Genomic DNA, 19,218 nt, shown 5'->3' on the forward strand with positions numbered 1-19,218 from the left:
CGCGACGCAAGCCTAGCTTTCGCTCTTCGCCGTCCGCTGCGAGATCGCCGCGATGAGCTGTTCGAACTGCTCGCTGCTTTTCAGGCTGATGTCGCGCTGCGGGAACGGGATTTCGACGCCGTGCTGCTGGAACGCGCGCCACACGTTCTTGAAGACGTCCGAACGCACGTTGTTCACCCCCTCTTCCGGGTCGCTGATCCAGAACCGGACCTCGAAGTTGATCGAATTGTCGCCAAATCCCATCAGGCGCACCGCGGGCGCCGGGTTTTCGAGCACGCGCGGGGTGCCGACTGCCGCCTCCAGCAGCAGTTTCTCCACCAGGTCGAGATCGCTGCCGTAGGCGACACCGACCGGCGCCTTCACCCGCACGTCGCGCGAGCTGTACGACCAGTTCTCCACCTGATTTATCATCAGGTTCTCGTTCGGAATCAGGTATTCCTTGCGATCGCGGGTGATGATCGAGATCGCGCGAATGCCGATCCTGCGGATCTGACCGAAGCTCTCGTTGCCCGACGTGTCGCTGACCGCGATCACGTCCCCCGGTTTGATCGAGCGGTCGGTAAGCAGGATGATCCCCGCAATCAGGTTGCCGAAAGTCTTCTGCAGGCCGAAGCCGATCGCGAGGCCGAACGCGCCCGAGAACACCGCCAGAGCGGTGAGGTCTATGCCGAGAATGTCGATGCCGATCAGGATCATCACCGCCCAGATCACGATCGACACGATCTTCTCGGCGAGCAGGCGCTGGGTCGCATCGAGGCGTGTCATCCGGTGGATCGCATTGCGTGCGATCCACACGCCGATGCGAGCCATCAGATAGACCGCCAGGATCACCAGCAGCACGACGAGGACGCTCCACAGCGATATGCGCGTGTCGCCAATGGTGACGCCCATCGCATCGAGCCATTCGATGGCCTCGCCGATCGTCAGGCTCTGCTCCGCCACGGCATCCTTCAGCGATTCGGCGCCGACGACCGCGTCGACTTCCGAGGGCACCGTGGTGGGGGAGGTGGCGGGAACGGGCGTGGCCGTCGGGGCGGCAGGTGCGGCGGTCGGGGTGCTCATTCTTGCTCCATGGCGGCGAACCCGCGTTCGAGATCGCGGATCAGGTCGTCGGCGTCTTCGAGGCCGATCGACAGACGTATGCCCCAGCGATCGCTCGCTGCGCCGTCGGCCGGCGGCCAGGGTGTGGCGGTGCGGATCGCGGACGGGTCGATGGGCAGGGCGAGGCTCTCGTAGCCGCCCCAGCTGAAGCCGATGCCGAACAGGGTGAGGGCGTCGACGAAGCGCGCGGTCGCGGCTGCGTCGCGGCCTTTCAGGACGAAGCTGAACAGCCCGCATCCGCCGGTAAAGTCGCGGCGCCACAGGTCGTGCCCGCGCGCGCCCGGCAGCATCGGGCAGAGGACCTGCGCGACTTCCTCGCGCCCAGCCAGCCAGCGGGCGATCGCGAGCGCGCTCCCGGCCGATTTCTCCAGCCGCACGCCCATCGTGCGCAAGCCCCGCAGCGCGAGCGAGGCATCGTCGGGCGAGACCACGTGGCCGAGCGCCTGGGCGGTCTGGCGCAGGGGCCCGTACCAGCGCTCGCCAGCGCTCGCGGCGCCCATCATCAGGTCGGAATGGCCGCCGACGTGCTTGGTCAGGCTCATGATCGCGATGTCGCAGCCGCGTTCGAGCGCGGGGAAACCCAGCGCGGAGGCCCAGGTGTTGTCGATCAGGCTGACCGCGCCTTTTTCGCGGGCGACGGCGGCGAGGGAGGGCACGTCGCACACCTCCATCGTCAGACTGCCGGGGCTTTCCAGCAGAACCGCGCGGGTGCGCTCGCAGAACCGGCCGGCAAAGCCCCCGACGTCGAGCGGGTCGAAGAAGCGGCTCTCGACGCCGAAGCGCTTGAGCAACCCGTTCGCCATGACCCGGCTCGGCTCGTAGGCATTGTCGGCCACCAGCAGCACGTCGCCGGGCCGCAGCACGGCCATCAGCGCCCCGGCGATCGCGGCCACGCCGCTCGGATAGAGCACGGTGCCCGCCGCGCCGGGTTCCAGCTGGGTCAGCGCATCGGCCAGCGCCCACTGCGTCGGCGCGCCGCGGCGGCCGTAGAAGAACCGGCCGTCCGCGTTGTGCTTGCCGCCTTCCCTGAGCGCGGCGGCGTCGGGATAGAGGTGGGTGCTCGCGCGCCAGACCGGGGGATTGACCACGGGGCCGGTCCATTCCTCGCGCCGGCCGGCGCCGACGAGGCGCGTGTTGGCGCCGTGGCTCTCGTCCGCGGCGCTCACCGGGCGGGCCCCATTTCCCTGGGCGCGGTCGGATCGGCGCCCCATTCGCTCCAGCTCCCGTCGTAGAGCGCCGTATCCTCCTCCTTGCCGAGCAGGGCCATGGCGAACAGCAGGACCGACGCCGTCACCCCGCTACCGCAGCTCGTGACCACGGGCCGGGCGAGGTCGATCCCCGCTTCCGCGAAAGCGGCGCGCAGCTCATCCTTACGCTTGAAGCTGCCGTCCCCGTTCAGCACCATGCGAAAATCGAGATTGCGTGCGCCGGGGATATGGCCGCCGGGCAGGTTGTGGACGGTGTCCACGGTTTCGCCGGTGAAGCGGCCGGCGTCGCGCGCGTCGACCACCTGCTCGGCCCCGCTATCGATGTTGGCGAGCACCGCAGCCTTGTCCCGCGCGCGGCGCAGGTCGGCGGTGTAGGTGCCCGGCGCGACCGGGACCGGGCGGCTGGCGCCGGCTTCGAGCGGGCGGCCCTCGGCGCGCCACTTGCCCAGCCGGCCGTCGAGCAGCGCGACGTCCTGCCACCCGAACATGCGGAAGATGAACCAGGCGCGGGCGGCGGTGCGCGGCACGCTGTCGTCGTAGAGTACGACGCGGCTGCCCGGCTTCACTCCCAGTGCGGCGAGGCGCAGGGCGAACTGCTCCGCCGTCGGCAGCGCGGCCACGATCGGCGAGGCGTCGTCGTTCAGCGTTGCGAGGTCGAGAAACCGCGCCCCGGGAATATGACCCTCGGCGAATTCGGCCGCCGCATCGCGCCCGGCGCTCGGCAAGTGCTTGCTGGCGTCGAGCACGGTCACGGTGCCGAGATTGTCCGCCAGCCAGGAGGTCGAGACGAGCATGTCCATGCCGCAGGGGGTAGCGGCGGCGGTACGCTGCGTCGAGGGGGTCAGTCGAGCGGACGCAGCCCGATCGCGTTGTAGCTTTGCGGCATCTCGTCGAGCCGGAAGGGCCGCAGCCGGCCGCCCTCGCGGTCGGGGAGCTGGCCGATCAGGAAGGTGCGCGCGATCGGCTGCTTGCCCTTGGCCGTGAGGCGAACGCGCAGCAGCGGGACGTAGACCGCGGCGCGGCCCTGCGGGATCGCGCGGACCTGGCCCAGCGGCAGCCGCACCTCGCCGGCGATCTCCGTGGTATCCCCCGGCTCGAGCGCGTCGAGCGTGCTCAGCGGCGCGAGCGCGGTGCTGGGGCCGGCGACTTGTTCGTCGATCGGCACGGCCCCATGCGCGGTAACGAGATCGGCCTCGACCGAAACGCCCTCCCACCGGTCCGCACTTTGATTCTCCAACGTGAGGCGGAACGCGAAGGTCGCGTTCATCATGCTCCTGCTGAGCCGGACTGGCAGCGCATGGAGCGTGACGGGGGTGCTCGGCGTCTTTCCAGGCAACGGCGATGGAGCGGGCGCGGGACGTGCGGCAGGTCCTTCACCTGCGGCCGGCGCCGGCGTGTTCGGCTGGGGCGGCTGGGTCTCGCGGCGCACGAGTGGCGGCTCGATGACCGGAACGGGCGCCAGCGCTTCCCTGCGCCGGAGATACCAGAACACCCCGCCGGCGACGCCCAGCGCCGCGATCAGCGCGGCGAGCCAGATCATGATCGAGCTGCCGCTTTCCGGCGGTTCGGCAGCGGCGGCCGGAGGAACGGAAGCCGCGGGCGGAACGGAGGGCGCGAACGTGGTCGGCTGGGGGGAGGGCTCGCCTGCTTCCGGTGTGGGCGATGGCGAGGGGGTAGCGGCCGGTGCAAGTTCCGGTTCCGGTTCCGGTTCCGGCTGCGGCTGCGACCGCGGCGTGGCAGCCGGCGCAGACCGTGCCGGTGTCGGACGCGAGGCTGGCAGGGTCAGCGTCGGCGTCGGGGCGGGCGTTGGCGTGCTTACAGCGGGCGTGGGCGTATCGGTCGGGATCACCCGCGGGGCCGTCCGCACCGCCGCTTCCGGATCGACCGGACCCTGGACTTCCGGCGTCGGCGTTGCGTCCGGATCGGGCGGCAACCGGAAGTCGCGCGCCGACCCCGTTTGCTGCGCGAGCGACGGTGTTGCGAGTGCCAGGGCCAGAACGACGGCCGAAACTGATGTGCGAATGTCCATAAATCCCGAAGGCGTCCCGAATCCCGGGTGGCGCTGAATAGGCTGTGAATCGCAAACGGCAAACCTGCGGGTTGTGCGCGCGATGCGATGAGGGCACATGCGCGGCATGAGCGACACACCTAGCACGCTGCAGCTCGGCCAGGCCAGCAGCCTGCCCGCCTCGCCCGAAGAGGCGCGGCTCGACTATGTCCCCAACCCGCGCACGGGCACGCTGTACCTGGTGCGTTTCGCGGCGCCGGAATTCACCTCGCTGTGCCCGGTGACCGGCCAGCCGGACTTCGCGCACCTCGTGATCGACTATGCCCCCGGCGAGACGATCGTCGAGTCGAAGAGCCTCAAGCTGTTCCTCGGCAGCTTCCGCAACCATTGCGGCTTTCACGAGGACGTGACGGTCGGCATCGGGCAGCGCCTCGCGGCCGAGATGAAGCCGCGCTGGCTGCGCATCGGCGGCTACTGGTATCCGCGCGGGGGCATTCCGATCGACGTTTTCTGGCAGAGCGGCGCGCCGCCCGAGGGACTGTGGGTTCCCGATCAGGGCGTGGCCAGCTATCGTGGGCGCGGATGAGCGAGACGCGAACCGAAACCGACACCATGGGCCCGGTCGAAGTGCCGGCCAATGCCCTCTGGGGCGCGCAGACGCAGCGCTCCCTGCAGAACTTCCGCATCGGCGGCGAGCGCCTCCCGCTCCCGCTGATCCGCGCGCTGGGCACCGTCAAGCGCGCCGCGGCGGAGGCGAACCGCGATCTTGGCATTCTCGAGCCGAAGCTCGCCGACGCGATCGTTGCGGCGGCGCAGGAAGTGATCGACGGCAAGCTCGACGACCAGTTTCCGCTGGTCGTGTGGCAGACCGGATCGGGCACCCAGTCGAACATGAACGCCAACGAGGTGATCGCCAACCGCGCGATCCAGATGCTCGGCGGCGAGGTCGGGTCGAAGGCGCCCGTCCATCCGAACGATCACGTCAACAAGAGCCAGTCCTCCAACGATACCTTCCCCAGCGCAATCCATATCGCCGCGGCGGGAGAGGTCGTGCGCAGCCTGCTGCCCGCGCTTAGGGCGATGCAGGCCGATCTCGACACCCAGGCGAAGGATTGGGCCGATATCGTCAAGATCGGCCGCACGCACACACAGGACGCGACTCCGCTGACGCTGGGGCAGGAGTTTTCGGGTTACGCGGCGCAAGTCGCGAACGGGATCGCGCGGATAGAGGCGACCTTGCCCGGTCTTTACGAGCTGGCGCAGGGTGGCACGGCGGTCGGCACCGGGCTCAACGCGCCGGAGGGTTTTGCGCAGAAGGTTGCGGAGCGGATCGCGGCGATCACCGGCCTGCCGTTCGTCAGCGCGCCCAACAAGTTCGAAGCGCTTGCCGCGCAGGACGCGCTGCTGTTCGCGCATGGGGCGCTGAACACTCTGGCGGCGAGCCTCTACAAGATAGCGAGCGACATTCGCCTGCTCGGCTCGGGCCCCCGCTCGGGCCTCGGTGAGCTCGCGCTGCCGGAGAACGAGCCGGGCAGTTCGATCATGCCGGGCAAGGTCAATCCGACTCAGTGCGAGGCGATGACCCAGGTCTGCATCGAGGTGTTCGGCAATCAGGCCGCCCTGACCTTCGCCGGAAGCCAGGGGCAGTTCGAACTCAACACCTACCGCCCGATGATGGCGTGGAATTTCCTGCGCTCGGTGCGTCTGCTCGCCGATGCGGTGGAGAGCTTCACCGAGCACCTGCTGAAAGGGCTGGAGCCGCGGCGGGAGAACATCGCCCGCGGGGTCGAGAACTCGCTGATGCTGGTCACCGCGCTCGCGCCCGCGATCGGCTACGACAAGGCGGCCGCGATCGCCAAGACGGCCCATCGGGAAGGCCTGACCCTCCGTGAAGCCGCCCTGCGGAGCGGCCACGTGACCGCCGAAGATTTCGACCGGCTGGTGCGGCCGGAGGACATGGTCTGAGCCTTTCCGGCTGACATCTCTCTTGATCGCGCGGAGCGCTGCGTCACGCGGCCTTCTGCCCGACCACGCTTTCGCGCAGGAGATAGATCCGGCCGCAGTCGATCTTCAGCGGTATGGTAGGAACGCAGCCCTCGTCGCCGCCAAGGGCCTTGCCGCTTTTCAACGAGATGCGCCAGTTGTGCAGCGGGCAAGTGACGCTGTCGCCGTGGACGATGCCCTGGCTGAGCGGGCCTTGCCTGTGCGGGCACTTGTTGACCAAGGCGTAGAACTCGCCCCTCATCGTGTGGAAGACGGCGATCTCCTCGCCGCCGATTACCGGCAGCGTGGCCGCCATGCCCGCTTCGATCTGCGTGATCGGGCCGAGGTCGAGCCATGTCGCCTCCATTATGCGTACTCCATTCCGGCGGGAACGACGGTGGCGAGGTGACTGTGGAGGTCGCGCCGTTCACCAGCCGCGCGTTTGGCCCAGGGATCGTCCTGCATGAACTGCTGCGAATGGCGGAACCGGGCAGCCAGTCGTCGCACGGCGTCCGGGTCATCGAACATCTGCGCCTTGATCCACTCAAGGCCTTTGCGCTCAAGCCATGGCGCCGTACGTTCGAGGTAGTGCGCATCCTCGCGGTAGAGCTGGATGAAGGCGGCGCAGGTCTCCAGCGCCTCTTCCTCGGTGGCGACTTTGCACAGCAGGTCGGTGGCGCGGACCTTGATCCCGCCGTTGCCGCCGATGTGCAGCTCGTAGCCGCTGTCGACGCAGACCACGCCGAAATCCTTGATCGTCGCCTCGGCGCAGTTCCGCGGGCAGCCGCTGACCGCCATCTTGAACTTGTGCGGCATCCAGCTGCCCCAGCTCATCTGCTCCAGCTTGACGCCGAGGCCGGTCGAATCCTGCGTGCCGAAGCGGCACCATTCCAGGCCGACGCAGGTCTTCACCGTGCGCAGGCTCTTGCCGTAGGCGTGGCCGGAGACCATTCCGGCGGCGCCCAGATCGGCCCAGACCGCAGGAAGGTCCTCCTTCTTGATCCCGAAGATATCGAGCCGCTGGCCGCCGGTGACCTTGACCATCCGCGCGCCGAACTTCTCGACCACGTCGGCGATCGCCCGCAGCTCCTGCGGGGTGGTAAGTCCGCCCCACATCCGCGGGACGACCGAATAGGTCCCGTCCTTCTGAATGTTGGCATGGAGCCGTTCGTTTACGAAGCGGCTCTTCTGGTCGTCCTCGTACTCGCCGGGCCAGGCGCACAGCAGGTAGTAGTTGAGCGCGGGACGGCAGGAGGCGCAGCCGTCGGGCGTGGTCCAGTGCAGTTCCTGCATGACCTGCGGGATTGCCTTCAGTTCCTTCTCCAGGATCAGGCGGCGGACGTCGTCGTGACCGAAGCTGGTGCACTTGCACATCGTCGAGGCGCCGGCCTGGACCTCGTCGCCGAGTGTCAGCGCCAGCAGGCTCTCGACCAGCCCGGTGCACGAGCCGCAGCTGGCCGAGGCCTTGCAGCCCGAACGCACCGCATCGAGGCTGGCCGCGCCGCCGAGAATGCACTGGACGACCTTGCCCTTGGTCACGCCGTTGCAGCCGCAGATTTCTGCGTCGTCCGAGAGAGCGGCAACGGCGGCGTTAGGGTCCGCGAGGGCGCCTCCGCCGAGCGCGAAGGCCTGGCCGAAGATCAGCCCTTCGCGCAAGTCGGATACGTCCTCCTCCTTCCTGAGAAGGTCGAAGTACCAGTTGCCGTCGCCGGTATCGCCGTAGAGCACCGCGCCGACGATGCGGTTGTCCCTCAGGACCAGGCGCTTGTACACGCCGCGCGCGGCGTCACGCATGACGATGTCCTCGCCCTCGTCGCCGCCCGAGAAGTCGCCGGCGGAGAACACGTCGATGCCGGAGACCTTGAGCTTGGTCGAAGTGACCGAGCCCGCATAGCCGCTCGGCTGCTCGGTCAGGTGATCGGCCAGCGCGCGGCACATCTCCCACAACGGCGCGACCAAGCCGTAGCACTGCCCGCGGTGCTGGACGCATTCGCCGACCGCGAGCACGTCGGGGTCGGAGGTGACCATGTGGTCGTCGACGAGGATGCCGCGCTCGCATTCGAGGCCGCCGGTCTTGGCCAGCATCGTCGCCGGCCGGATGCCGACCGCCATGATCACGATGTCGGCCGGAATCTCGCGCCCGTCCTTCAGGCGCACGGCGCCGACGTGGCCGTCCTTCGCGACGATTTCCTCGGTGTCCGCGCCGGTCAGGATCGTCTGCCCACGCCGCTCCAGCTCCTGCTTCAGCAACCAGCCGGCCGCCTCGTCGAGCTGGCGCTCCATCAGCGTCGGCATCAGGTGGATGACGGTGACATTCATGCCGCGCAGCGAAAGGCCGTGCGCCGCCTCCAGCCCCAGAAGGCCGCCGCCGATCACCACCGCCCGCCCTTGTTCTTCATTTGGGCCGCCCTGGGCGGCAGCGGCGAGCATCTTGTCGACGTCGTCGAGATCGCGGAAAGTCACCACGCCCGGCAGGTCGCGGCCCGGCACCGGGATGATGAACGGATCGGAGCCGGTCGCGATCAGCAGCTTGTCGTAAGGCTCCACCCGGCCCGAACGGCTGACCACTGTCTTGCGCTCGCGGTCGATGTGGTCGACCGGATCGCCGGAGACCAGCTCGATGCCGTTCTTGGCATACCATTCGGCGGTGTTGAGCACGATCTCGTCGAAGGTCTTCTCGCCGGCAAGCACCGGCGAGAGCATGATGCGGTTGTAGTTCACGCGCGGCTCGGCGCCGAAGATCACCACCTCGAACCGCTCGCGGTCGCGTTCGAGGATCTCTTCGACGGCCCGGCACCCGGCCATGCCGTTGCCGATCACAACCAGCTTCTCCCGCGCCGGCCTGGCAGAATCGAATGTCGTGGGGGCGTTCATCCGTTTGGTTTCCTTTCGGACAGGCGCGTCACGCGGCGCGGGCCAGGACCACCGGAGCTTTCGCGCGGCTGGGGCTCGTGCGGATGTGGGTGGCGTAGAGGGTCAGGCCGGTGAAGGTCAGCCCGCCGACGAGGTTGCCCAGCACGGTCGGGATCTCGTTCCACCAGAGGTAATCGAGAACCGAGAACTCGCCGCCCATCATCAGCGCAACCGGGAACAGGAACATGTTCACGATCGAATGTTCGAAGACCATGTAGAAGAACAGCATGACCGGCATCCACATGGCGATCGCCTTGCCGCTGACGTTGGTCGAAACCATTGCGCCGACCACGCCAGACGAGACCATCCAGTTGCACAGCATGCCGCGCACGAAGATCGTCATCCATCCGGCCGCGCCGTACTCGGCATAGCCGAGCGTCCGGTCGACGCCGATCCCGGCCAGCTTCTGGCCGACCTCGCTCGGCTCGGCCTGGAAGCCGTAGGTGAAATAGATGGCCATCAGGACCGCGGTCGTAAGAGCGCCCGCGAAGTTGCCGGTGAAGACCAGCCCCCAGTTGCGCAGCACCCCGCGCCAGGTGCAGCCCGGCCGCTTGTCGAACACGGCCAGGGGCGCGAGGACGAACACCCCCGTGAGGAGGTCGAAACCGAACAGGTAGAGAATGATGAACCCTACAGGGAACAGAACGGCACCTAGCAGGGGTTCACCGGTCTGGACCGTGACCGAGATCGCGAATGCAGCGCCCAGCGCGAGCGTGGCCCCCGCCATGAAGGCGCGGATCAGCGTATCCTTGGTCGACATGAAGATCTTGGATTCGCCGGCGTCGACCATCTTGGTGACGAATTCACTGGGCGCGAGATAGGACATCTTGGAAAACTCCCCGGTTAGAAGCTGATTTCGGCCTGGAGCCAGAATTTCTCGGTGTCGGAGGCGAACTCGTCCGCCTGGTAGTTCGCGTATTTCGCCAGCAGCCCGACCCGGCCGAGTTCGAATCCGACCGAGGCATCCCATTCGTTTCCGTAATCGAGCCCGCCGAAGTCGCTTTTGAACTGGTGGTAAGTGAGGCCTGCCTTGAGGCCGGGTAGAAAGGGCACGCCGAATGAGCGGCCGATCGCGGCGTAACTGTCGCGCAGCCCGTCCGCCGGCGTGGTCCCGAACTGGTCGGCCCAGCCGTTGAAGGCATGCAGTGTCGCAAGCGGCGTCTGGAACGCGGCGACGCCACCGTCGCTGCCGAGCCTTTCGTGCCCTGCGGTCAGCGTGAAACCCAGCAGCCGGAGGCCGAGCTCGGCGTGCCAGTATTCGGCATCGTAAGCGACCGGGTTGGCGCCGTACTCGCTTTGCCGCGCGTAGCTGAGCCGAGCGTCGGCGGATACGCCGACCTCGGCTCGCGCCGAGACGCCGTAGGTCTGGCTCGAGAAGACGATCCGGGTATCGTAATCGATCAGGTATGCGAAGGCCTCGGCGTCGACCACCGGCAGATCGATCCCGCCGCTGAGCAGCACGAAATCGCCGTCGAAATGTTCGTTGGGGCTGTCGGCGCCGAATACCGTTCGCTGGGACACCGCGTAAGTCGCGTCGAGCAGCACCGGGCCGACCTTAGCCTGGCCGCGCACCGCGTCGAAAGTCTGTTCGTTCTGCCGCCAGCCGGAATTGCCGACGAAGCGCGCGTTGCCGAGGATGATACGCTGGCGCCCGACCGTGATGCCGGTGCCATCCTGAAGGTAGCTCACCTGCAGCCGGTTGAGCTCCAGGCTCTCCGGATCGGCGACGACCGGGAAGGGTTCGATACCGTTGCCGGGCAGCGTATCGTTGTAGTTGCCGTTTAGCGCCAGCGTCCCTTCGCCCTCCGCAAGGATCGAGAAGCCGTCGATCTTCAGTTCGGCGCCGGCGCGCGCCCGAAAGGTAAGCGTTTCGGCATCGTCCGGCATGCCGGCCTGGTCGACGCCTTCGTGGCGCAGCCGTGCGGTGAGGATGGGATCGAGAGTCGCGCTCCCGATCGCGACCGGATCGCCCGGTGCAGCGGTCGCGACATTCGGCCAGGCTGCAGTCGCGAACGCGGCGAGCGCACCGATCCGCATCCGCCGCGAACCGCGTGTCGTCTGAAAGCCTGCGCCGTGATCGCCCACTCGAACCTCGCCGAACCAGCGCACAACGCAAAAAAGCCGCCTCGACAGGATCCCCGGAGGGAGCCAGATCGGGCGGCGACGTTGCCACGCAATGTAAGAACCGGAACGGAGGTGCTGCTCGTCCCCAGCGTTGGGGCGGCGTCCGTTCCGCGGCGATTGTTATCGAATCAGCGGGCGTTCGCAAGTATTTTTTGCGGTGCAGCAAAAACTCGGTTGCTAGGGGAGCCGGGCGAGGTATTCCTCCACCTTCTCCGGATCGAAGCTGTCGCCATCGAAGAAAGTGTTTGGTGACAAAGTGATAGAGCCCTGCTGCGTTCCCACCGAGGTGAGTTGCGCAAGGCTTCCCTCGACTTTCGAACTGGCGCCGGGCAGCGGATCGTCAGTGTCGTACATTGCACTGCGGTAGACATCGGGCCGAAAGACCGCAGCGGCCGCTGCGGCCTCTTCGGGCGAGAAGGGCGAGCGGTCCCAGCGGGTCATCTGGCTGTACAGCCACAGCGCCTGGCTTACCCAGGGGAAGTTGGCCGCCTCGCTGTACTGGAACATGAAATCGGGGAAGTGCACCGCGTCACCGCCCGATTGCAGAACCAGGCGATCCGAGATCGCGCGCCGGATCAGGGCAGGATCGCCGCCGATATATTCGGGCCGGGCGAGAATCGCGGCGTTCGCGTCCCAGTTCTCAGGGTCGACGAAGTGGCGGCCGGCCTTTCGCATGGCGCGGATCAGCGCCTCGAACGCGGGGCGCCGGGCGTCCAGCACCGGCCGGCGCACCGCCAGCACCTTCTCCACGCCGCGCCGCCAGATCTGCGCGGTGGCGAGCACGATCCGGGCGACGTTGCGCTCGACTGCGAGGCTGTTCCAGGGTTCGCCCACGCAGGCGCCGTCGATCTCGCCGTTCGCGTACGCGTCCGCAACGAAGGGAGGGGCAACGGTTACGATCTCGACGTCTTCGTCGGGCCGGATTCCGCAGGCCGCGAGCCAGTAGCGCAGCATATAGTTGTGGCTGGAATAGCGGTGGACCACACCGAAGCGGAGCTTTGCCCCCGCGCGCTTGCGCTCCGCCACCTCGCGAGCCAACGCGGCGCCGAGCAGGCGGGGATCCTCGAACGTGCCCCACTGTGCGATCCTGCCGGCCAGAACGGTCGACATGGTGATCCCATTGCCATTGAGCCCGAGCACGAACGGCACGGCCAGCGGCTGCGCGGGACGTCCTCGGCCGAGGGTAGCAGCGATCGCCAGCGGCGCGATCAGGTGCGCCATGTCCGTATGGCCGTAGAGCAGCCGATCGAGCACGGTTGCCCAACTGACGTCGCGCTGAAAGCTCAGCGCCAGCCCTTCCTCTTCGGCGAAACCATGCTCGTGCGCGAGGATCGGCAGGCAGGCGTCCGCCAGCGGGAGGAAGCCGATGGTGAGTTGCTCGGTCACGTTCCGTCTCCCAGAAGGTCATGCGCCGTCACGACCGCTTCCGCTATCTCGGCGATCCGCCGGCTCGAGCTCATCGCCTTGCGGCGCAGTTCCGCATAGGCCTCGGGCTCGCTGAGCTTCTTGCCGTCCATCAGGATGCGCTTGGCGCGATCGATGGTTTCGCGCTCCGCAAGCTTGCCCTCGGCAGCCGCCAGATCGGCCTGGAGCCGGGCGAAGGCATTGAAGCGTTTGATGGCCAGATCGAGCAACGGCCTGATCCGGTGGACGGCGAGGCCGTCGACGACATAGGCGGAAACACCGGCATCGATCGACGCGGCGATCGCTTCGTCGTCCGCTTCGTCGACGAACATCGCGATGGGCCGGGCGAGCGCACGGCTGACGGCGAAGTATTCCTCGAGCACGTCGCGCGAGGGATTGCCCAGATCGATCAGCACGACGTCTGGCGCGAACGCTTCGAGCCGCGAAATGAGACCCGGCCGCTCCGTCAGTATGAATATCTCGCTATCGGGTAACTGCGCCAGCCCCTCTTCGATGATCGACGCCCTCGTGGTGCTTTCGTCGATGATCGCAATGCGCATGGCGCCGTATTGCGATGCATGGTGGCGCGAATGCAAGTGCGCTGTTGCTCCTGACTCCGCTCAGCCGCCGCGGCATTGGGCGATGACATCGGCTTCGGCTGCGCTGCCGAGTGCGGCGCGTGAGAGGCTGAAGCCAAGGTCGCCGTCGGTCGTCAGGCGGAATGGGGCGGTGATGCGCGTCATGTCCGCGCCCGATGCGGCGAAGCATTTGAGCGGCACGCCCAGCACGCGCCATTGGCCGGGTTCGGACGCCGCCAGCTCGGGAATGGCGAGCGGGCGCCCGCATTCGGATGCGCCGCAGCGGACGGAGATCGACACCGGTGCTGTCGGCGGTGTGTCGATCCGTAGGGTCGCGAGCATCAGCACGTCGCCGTTGGTCTCGCGCGACAGATCGACTGGATCGTGGCCGCTGATCTCGACAGCGGCACCGCCTTCACCTCCCTCGATGGCAAACTGCCGCGCCCCTTCCTGAACCTCATGATTGGTGGCGGTCACGGTTGCGCGCCCTGACAGGCCGGTGGCGGGCACCGTCGTCACGCGCAGCGCATCGCTGCCGTCGGGCTGTGATACGATCAGCGACCACGGCGCGGCTGCTACGCCGTGATCGAAATAGACGCCTTGTCCGAGGCCGTCGTCGGCGACCTGGCTATCCTCCGGCAGCGGCTTCCATGACTGCGGACCGTCCGCGTAAGTCAGGCCATAGCCGAAAGGAAACAGCGTCGGCCCGCCGTGCCGTGCCGTTGCGGGCCAGGCCGTCGGCAGGCGACCCTGAAAATCATAAGCAGGGGCGCCGTCCTGGCCGGCGAACAGCATGTCCGCGACACCGGCACCTTCGGAGCCGGGCAGCCAGGCGGTCACGAAAGCGTCGGCCTGGTTCAGTGCTTCGTTCACGTAGAGCGGCCGCCCCGTAATCATGACGGCGACCACGGGGATGCCCGCTTCCTTGAGCTTGCGCATGGTGTCGATGGGGCGGCGCAACTCGGGGCGGAGCTGAAGCGACGGGATGTCGCCCTGGAACTCCGCATAAGGTGTCTCGCCGAAGACCACGATTGCCGCGTCCGGCCGTTGATCGAAGGCGCCGTCGGGCGCCAGTTCGGTACTGCCGCTCGCCGCGGTGACGGCCTGCTCAATGCCGCGCCACAGCGACGTGGCGCCGGGGAAATCGCCGTTGTCGAGGCCCGTTCCCTGCCAGCTCAGCGTCCAGCCGCCTGACTGGCGCGCGATGTCGTCGGCGCCGTCGCCGGCAACGAGAATGCGGGCGTTCGGCTTCAGGGGGAGGACGCCGGTGTTCTTGAGCAGGACCAGCGACTTGCGCACCGCCTCGCGGGCGACCGCCCGATGTGCGGGCGCACCAAGAAGGTCATACTCGCCGGAAAGCGCGCGCGCCGACGGCTTGCCGGCTTCGAACAGGCCGAGCCGCTGCTTTACCCGCAACACGCGCGCCACCGCATCGTCGAGGCGTGCCATGCTGATCGCGCCGGCCTTCACCTGGGCCAGAGTGCTGGCGTAGAGGTCGCGCCAGCTATCGGGCGCCATGAGCATGTCGAGCCCCGCCTCGATGGCGGCCGGGCAGCTCGCGTTGCTGCACCCGGCGATCTGCCCGTGCGCGTTCCAGTCGGTTATCACGAGGCCGCCGAAGTCCAGGCGGCCCTTCAAGATGTCCGTCACCAGCCCCTTGTTTCCGGAAATCTTCACGCCCTGCCAGCTCGAGAAGCTTGTCATGACCGTTGCGACGCCGCTCTCCATCGCGGGGATGTACGGCGCTCCATGGACGAGGCGAAGCTCGAGCTCCGAAATGACCGCGTCCCCTTGATCCTTGCCGTCGACCGTCGCGCCGTCGGCAAGGAAATGCTTGGTGCTGGCCGCGACGTGCGGCCCTGCGAGTATCGGTGCGGTCGAGGGCGGTCCCTGCAGACCGCGGACCATCCTGCCCACGTAGGAGGCGACTAGTGCCGGGTCGGACGAATACCCTTCGTAGGCGCGCCCCCAGCGGTAATCCTGCGGGACCGTCACGGTGGGCGCGAAGGTCCATTCCTGGCCGGTCACGCGGATCTCGATTGCCGTCACCTCGCCGATGCGTTCGATGAGATCGGGATCGCGCGCGGCGCCGAGCCCCACATTGTGGGGAAAGAGCGTCGCACCGACGATATTGCTGTGCCCGTGAACCGCGTCCGTGCCCCACATGATCGGGATGGCCGATTGGACAGGCGCACATTCCATCGATGCCGCGTAGAAAGCGTCGGCAAGGGCGAGCCATTCGTGCGCCGGCGCGAGATCATTGCCGCCGGGCCCCGAGTTTCCGCCGTTGAGCACCGATCCCAGGTGGTACTTGCACACATCCTCAGGCGTCACGCTGCCGATGTCGGCCTGAATGATCTGCCCGACCTTCTGCTCGACCGACATCTGCGAGAGCAATTCCTGGATACGCGCCTCGCCTTCGGCGGTGACGATTCGCGGATAGGCGACTTCGGGCCAGCGCTCCGGATGCACCTGTCCGTTCGCTGCCGACGTGCCCTGTTCCTGTGCTGCGCTCCCCGTGGAGAGGGGGGGCGAGATGATCGCCACACAGGCGAGCGCGTAAGAGGCTATTTTCGATCGCATAGAATGTCCCGTCCCGCAGTTCTGCTTTTCAATCTTTCCCGCCGGATCTGGCCTGACAACCTTGACATGAAACAAGCGAAACCAGTGGCACAATCCGGCAAATCCAGAGTCCGTTTGACAACGTTGACAGAGATATGCAAGAAAAAGCCTACAGGGGCCGCGGAAGCCGAATCGACTCTTCAAGGGTCGCCTCGGAGGTGCGCGGATCCGCAAAGTCGAGAACGATGATTTCCGCGCGCAAAGACGCGGATTGGGAGGGTTGGAATATGATCAGCGGAACAATGTGCACTCGCAGGACCCTGCTGGGCGCAGCTTCGGTGCTCGCAGTGGCGTGTGCGGGAACGCCCGCCCTTGCGCAGACGGAAGGTCCGGCAGAGGAGGGCACGGAAGCCCAAGCCGTTGCGGACAATGACGAGATCGTCGTGACGGGCTTTCGCGCCGCGCTGGAGAACGCGCTCAACGCAAAGCGCGAATCCAACCTCATCATCGAGTCGGTCACGGCCGAGGACATCGGGAAATTCCCCGACCAGAATGTGGCCGAATCGCTCCAGCGCCTGCCGGGCATCCAGATCGACCGCGAGAACGGGCAGGGCTCGAAGGTCAGGATACGCGGCCTCGAGCAGAACGTGACGCTGCTCAATGGCGAGCTCTTCGTGAGCGGCCTCGAGGTCTACAAGGTCGGCGAGGGAAACTACAACCGCAACGACAGCCTCGAAGGCGTGCCGTCCGAGCTGATCGGCGGAATCGAAGTGTACAAGTCGCCGAACGCCTCTCTGCTCGAAGGCGGTCTAGGCGGCATCGTCAACCTCAAGACGCGCAACCCTCTCTCCCTGCGGGACGGGTTGACGGTCGCCGGGAACGTCAAGATGAGCAAGGGCAGCGAGATCGGCGGCTGGGAGCCGGCCGGTGCCGCGGTCGTGGGCTACAATTTCAACGATCGCCTGGGCGTCATCGCGTCATTCAGCTATGAAAAGACCAACAATCACGTCAACGTGCTCGGCGGCGACAATCGCGGCAACTGGGCCTTCGGCGAGGGGCGCCGCGACACCGCGACCGTGCCCACGAACTACTATGCCCCCGAATATCGCTACATCACCGATCGCGACCAGTATCGCCGGCGGTGGGGCGCATCGCTCGGCGTCAATTTCAGACCCACCGACGAGCTGGAGGTCAGCGCGCAATACTTCCACTCCGACCTGAAGATCGACACGCGCGAGGCATCGGTCAAATTCCCGTTCGGGCAGGGAGAGTCACAGGGCCTGGTTGGGGACTACAACATCAACGACGACGGCATCCTGCTCGAAGGGACGGTGCGCGCGCAGTCTGCGGAGGCGATTTCCTTTGTCGACGTATCGAACATCAAATCGGACAATCTCCAGTTCAAGGTCGACTGGGACAACCAGACCGACTTCCGCGCATCGGTCACGGCGGCCTACTCATCCTCCAAGATGGATCGAGAAGTGGCGAACAACGACGTGCGCTACACCGCCTATGGCGTCCGGGGGCCCGGCACTTCGGGGCCGCAGCCGGGCTTCACGCCCAATTCTGCAGCGCCGCCGACGTTCGATTTCACCTATCGCAACGGAGATTTTCCGAGCTTCGGCATCGCCGATGGCAGTCCGCAGGACCTGTTCAACAACCCTGCCTACGGCTTCTTCAAGTCGCATTGGGCTTTCGGCGACCGTTCGGACATCAAGGGCAACTCGATTCGTGCCGACTTCGCCTATGACGTCGACGACAACGACACGAACACGATCACGCTGAGCGCGGGATTCCGCTACGGGCAGCGCACGGTGGACTTCACCTCCGGCCGCTATCTTGCCGATTACAGCGGCAAGGGCGAAATGGACGCCACCGCGATCCCTGAGGACGAGCGCGTCGATGGCTATTCCTACAACTGGACCCCGTATGGGTACTTCCAGGATGGCGCGATCGGCTACAAGATCTGCGACCTTCCCGAAGCGAACAAGCCGGCGGCCTTTGCCGGATGCACACGCTTCGGAAACTCGCCCGCGCTGATCACCCCCTATGCGACCCTCGAGAGCAATCCGGAGCGGGTGGAGACGATCACCGACTTTGCCGGTGGCGGCCATGTCGCGGGCGATACGGTAATGGTTGCCGACCGTTCGCAGATGACGAACGCGCTCCAGTGGATTCAGTCGCTTTATCCGGACACGCCGTTCAGCTTCTTTGCTGATCCGCTGCAGACCTATCGGGTGAAGGAGGAAACGAAGTCGGGCTACGTCATGGCTGACATGGGCGGGCTCGACGACCCTTACCACGTCAACGTCGGGCTGCGGGTCGTCAACACCAGGCTGGCGGTCGACCAGAACCAGCCCGAGGGCGTCGATCCCAGCTATTGGGGAACCGACAACTGGAACGGCGTGCTGCGCGATTTCACCACCAACAGGGTGGTCCGCAGCTACACCGACTTCCTGCCCAGTGCGAACGCGGTGTTCGATGTGGGCGAGGGCAGCAAGGTCCGCTTCTCTGCGGCGAGGGTCGTCGCACGCCAGCCGCTCGTTTCGCTGGGACAGGGCTTCGCAACCCAGTTCACCCGTGATCCGGCGGACGATCTGTTCAAGTTCACCAACGGCAGCCGCGGCAATGCTGAGCTGGAGCCTTTCCGTGCCTACCAGTTCGATCTCGGGTTCGAGCACTATTTCGGAGATCAGGGTCTGCTGGCGGCGGGGCTGTTCTGGAAGGAAGTCGACAGCTTCATCGTCAACGAAACCATCGCCGTTTTCGTGAACGATCAGGCGGGCGGCCGGCTGGGGCCGGTTTCGCAGCCCGCCAACGGTTCGGGCGGACGCGTGAAGGGGTTCGAGCTGGCGGCGCAATATGCCTTCGACTTCGGCCTGGGCTTCACTGCGAACTACACCTTTTCGGACACGACCACGGACTTCAGCACCGACTTTACCGATAACCTGCCCTTGCCGGGGGTGTCGAAGCATTCGGCCAACGGGCAGGTGTACTTCGAGAGATACGGCTTCGCCGCGCGGGCGTCCTATAGCTGGCGCTCGAAACAGTACCTCGGCAACTTCGGCTTTGCCGACGGATCGGTCACGCGTACGCTCGGCATCTACCAGAAGCCTTACGGGCAGCTCGACGGGCAGATCAGTTACAAGATCACCGACAACTTCGAGGTGTTTGCAGAGGCGATTAACATCACCAAGGCGGACACGCGCGTCTATCTGCAGTTCCCGGATCTACCTTTCCGCTACGAGTCAGGATCGAGACGGTTCTACGGCGGGGTGAAATTCAGCTTCTGATCTAGTTTGGGACGAGGCAGCGGCTCTTCCAGCGAAGGGCCGCT

The 19,218-nt window shown here is 66.5% G+C and carries 14 protein-coding genes; 3 read left to right on the plus strand and 11 right to left on the minus strand.

What is annotated here, in order from left to right; translation table 11 throughout:
- Positions 1-12 precede the first annotated feature (12 nt).
- The 4 genes from AC3A5N_RS10095 to AC3A5N_RS10110 are packed head-to-tail and all read right to left on the minus strand — an operon-like array spanning position 13 to position 4,338.
- Positions 13-1,062 (minus strand): mechanosensitive ion channel family protein, encoded by a 1,050-nt coding sequence (locus AC3A5N_RS10095; protein ID WP_487737182.1) that lies wholly within the window; start codon positions 1,060-1,062, stop codon positions 13-15.
- Positions 1,059-2,312: a cystathionine beta-lyase gene (gene metC / locus AC3A5N_RS10100; protein ID WP_487737183.1), complete on the minus strand. Its 1,254-nt coding sequence runs from the start codon at positions 2,310-2,312 to the stop codon at positions 1,059-1,061. The genes AC3A5N_RS10095 and metC overlap by 4 nt, the downstream gene beginning before the upstream one ends.
- Positions 2,264-3,109 (minus strand): sulfurtransferase, encoded by an 846-nt coding sequence (locus tag AC3A5N_RS10105; protein ID WP_487737184.1) that lies wholly within the window; start codon positions 3,107-3,109, stop codon positions 2,264-2,266. The genes metC and AC3A5N_RS10105 overlap by 49 nt, the downstream gene beginning before the upstream one ends.
- A 41-nt stretch (positions 3,110-3,150) precedes the next feature.
- Entirely contained in the window at positions 3,151-4,338 is a 1,188-nt protein-coding gene (locus tag AC3A5N_RS10110) for a hypothetical protein (protein ID WP_487737185.1), read from the minus strand.
- Between the two features lie 106 nt (positions 4,339-4,444).
- Between AC3A5N_RS10110 and queF the strand changes: the two genes are divergently transcribed.
- The gene (gene queF, locus AC3A5N_RS10115; protein WP_487737186.1) at positions 4,445-4,903 is read left to right on the plus strand and encodes a preQ(1) synthase; all 459 of its coding nucleotides are present in this window, start codon (positions 4,445-4,447) and stop codon (positions 4,901-4,903) included.
- Positions 4,900-6,282, plus strand: a complete 1,383-nt coding sequence (fumC, locus tag AC3A5N_RS10120) for a class II fumarate hydratase (protein ID WP_487737187.1) — start codon at positions 4,900-4,902, stop codon at positions 6,280-6,282. Before queF ends, fumC begins: the two co-directional genes overlap by 4 nt.
- A 43-nt stretch (positions 6,283-6,325) precedes the next feature.
- Here fumC and nirD read toward each other — a convergent pair whose 3' ends face one another.
- From nirD to AC3A5N_RS10155, 7 genes are all read right to left on the minus strand, one after another.
- Entirely contained in the window at positions 6,326-6,667 is a 342-nt protein-coding gene (gene nirD, locus AC3A5N_RS10125) for a nitrite reductase small subunit NirD (protein WP_487737188.1), read from the minus strand.
- On the minus strand, positions 6,667-9,174 hold the full coding sequence (gene nirB, locus AC3A5N_RS10130) for a nitrite reductase large subunit NirB (protein WP_487737189.1): 2,508 nt from the start codon (positions 9,172-9,174) through the stop codon (positions 6,667-6,669). The genes nirD and nirB overlap by 1 nt, the downstream gene beginning before the upstream one ends.
- Before the next feature lie 28 nt (positions 9,175-9,202).
- On the minus strand, positions 9,203-10,039 hold the full coding sequence (locus AC3A5N_RS10135) for a formate/nitrite transporter family protein (protein WP_487737190.1): 837 nt from the start codon (positions 10,037-10,039) through the stop codon (positions 9,203-9,205).
- A 17-nt stretch (positions 10,040-10,056) separates the two neighbouring features.
- A complete protein-coding gene (locus AC3A5N_RS10140) occupies positions 10,057-11,322 on the minus strand; it encodes an alginate export family protein (RefSeq protein ID WP_487737191.1) in 1,266 nt (421 codons plus the stop codon).
- Between the two features lie 192 nt (positions 11,323-11,514).
- A complete protein-coding gene (locus tag AC3A5N_RS10145) occupies positions 11,515-12,723 on the minus strand; it encodes an ABC transporter substrate-binding protein (protein WP_487737192.1) in 1,209 nt (402 codons plus the stop codon).
- Entirely contained in the window at positions 12,720-13,301 is a 582-nt protein-coding gene (locus tag AC3A5N_RS10150) for an ANTAR domain-containing response regulator (protein ID WP_487737193.1), read from the minus strand. Before AC3A5N_RS10150 ends, AC3A5N_RS10145 begins: the two co-directional genes overlap by 4 nt.
- Before the next feature lie 60 nt (positions 13,302-13,361).
- Positions 13,362-15,902 carry a glycoside hydrolase family 3 protein gene (locus tag AC3A5N_RS10155; protein ID WP_487737194.1) on the minus strand — a complete coding sequence of 847 codons (2,541 nt, stop codon included), beginning with the start codon at positions 15,900-15,902 and terminating at the stop codon, positions 13,362-13,364.
- A 266-nt stretch (positions 15,903-16,168) separates the two neighbouring features.
- On the opposite strand from AC3A5N_RS10155, the gene AC3A5N_RS10160 reads away from it, so the two are divergent.
- A complete protein-coding gene (locus AC3A5N_RS10160; RefSeq protein WP_487737195.1) occupies positions 16,169-19,174 on the plus strand; it encodes a TonB-dependent receptor in 3,006 nt (1,001 codons plus the stop codon).
- Positions 19,175-19,218 lie beyond the last annotated feature (44 nt).

Source organism: Pelagerythrobacter sp. Soil_C_18, from assembly GCF_057657235.1.

Bases quoted from the DNA above. Each gene is read 5' to 3' on its own strand.
- nirD (WP_487737188.1), bottom strand. From the start codon at position 6,667: ATGGAGGCGACATGGCTCGACCTCGGCCCGATCACGCAGATCGAAGCG.
- AC3A5N_RS10160 (WP_487737195.1), top strand. From the start codon at position 16,169: ATGATCAGCGGAACAATGTGCACTCGCAGGACCCTGCTGGGCGCAGCT.
- AC3A5N_RS10110 (WP_487737185.1), bottom strand. From the start codon at position 4,338: ATGGACATTCGCACATCAGTTTCGGCCGTCGTTCTGGCCCTGGCACTC.
- AC3A5N_RS10095 (WP_487737182.1), bottom strand. From the start codon at position 1,062: ATGAGCACCCCGACCGCCGCACCTGCCGCCCCGACGGCCACGCCCGTT.
- queF (WP_487737186.1), top strand. From the start codon at position 4,445: ATGAGCGACACACCTAGCACGCTGCAGCTCGGCCAGGCCAGCAGCCTG.
- AC3A5N_RS10105 (WP_487737184.1), bottom strand. From the start codon at position 3,109: ATGGACATGCTCGTCTCGACCTCCTGGCTGGCGGACAATCTCGGCACC.
- AC3A5N_RS10155 (WP_487737194.1), bottom strand. From the start codon at position 15,902: ATGCGATCGAAAATAGCCTCTTACGCGCTCGCCTGTGTGGCGATCATC.
- metC (WP_487737183.1), bottom strand. From the start codon at position 2,312: ATGGGGCGCCGATCCGACCGCGCCCAGGGAAATGGGGCCCGCCCGGTG.
- nirB (WP_487737189.1), bottom strand. From the start codon at position 9,174: ATGAACGCCCCCACGACATTCGATTCTGCCAGGCCGGCGCGGGAGAAG.
- fumC (WP_487737187.1), top strand. From the start codon at position 4,900: ATGAGCGAGACGCGAACCGAAACCGACACCATGGGCCCGGTCGAAGTG.
- AC3A5N_RS10150 (WP_487737193.1), bottom strand. From the start codon at position 13,301: ATGCGCATTGCGATCATCGACGAAAGCACCACGAGGGCGTCGATCATC.
- AC3A5N_RS10135 (WP_487737190.1), bottom strand. From the start codon at position 10,039: ATGTCCTATCTCGCGCCCAGTGAATTCGTCACCAAGATGGTCGACGCC.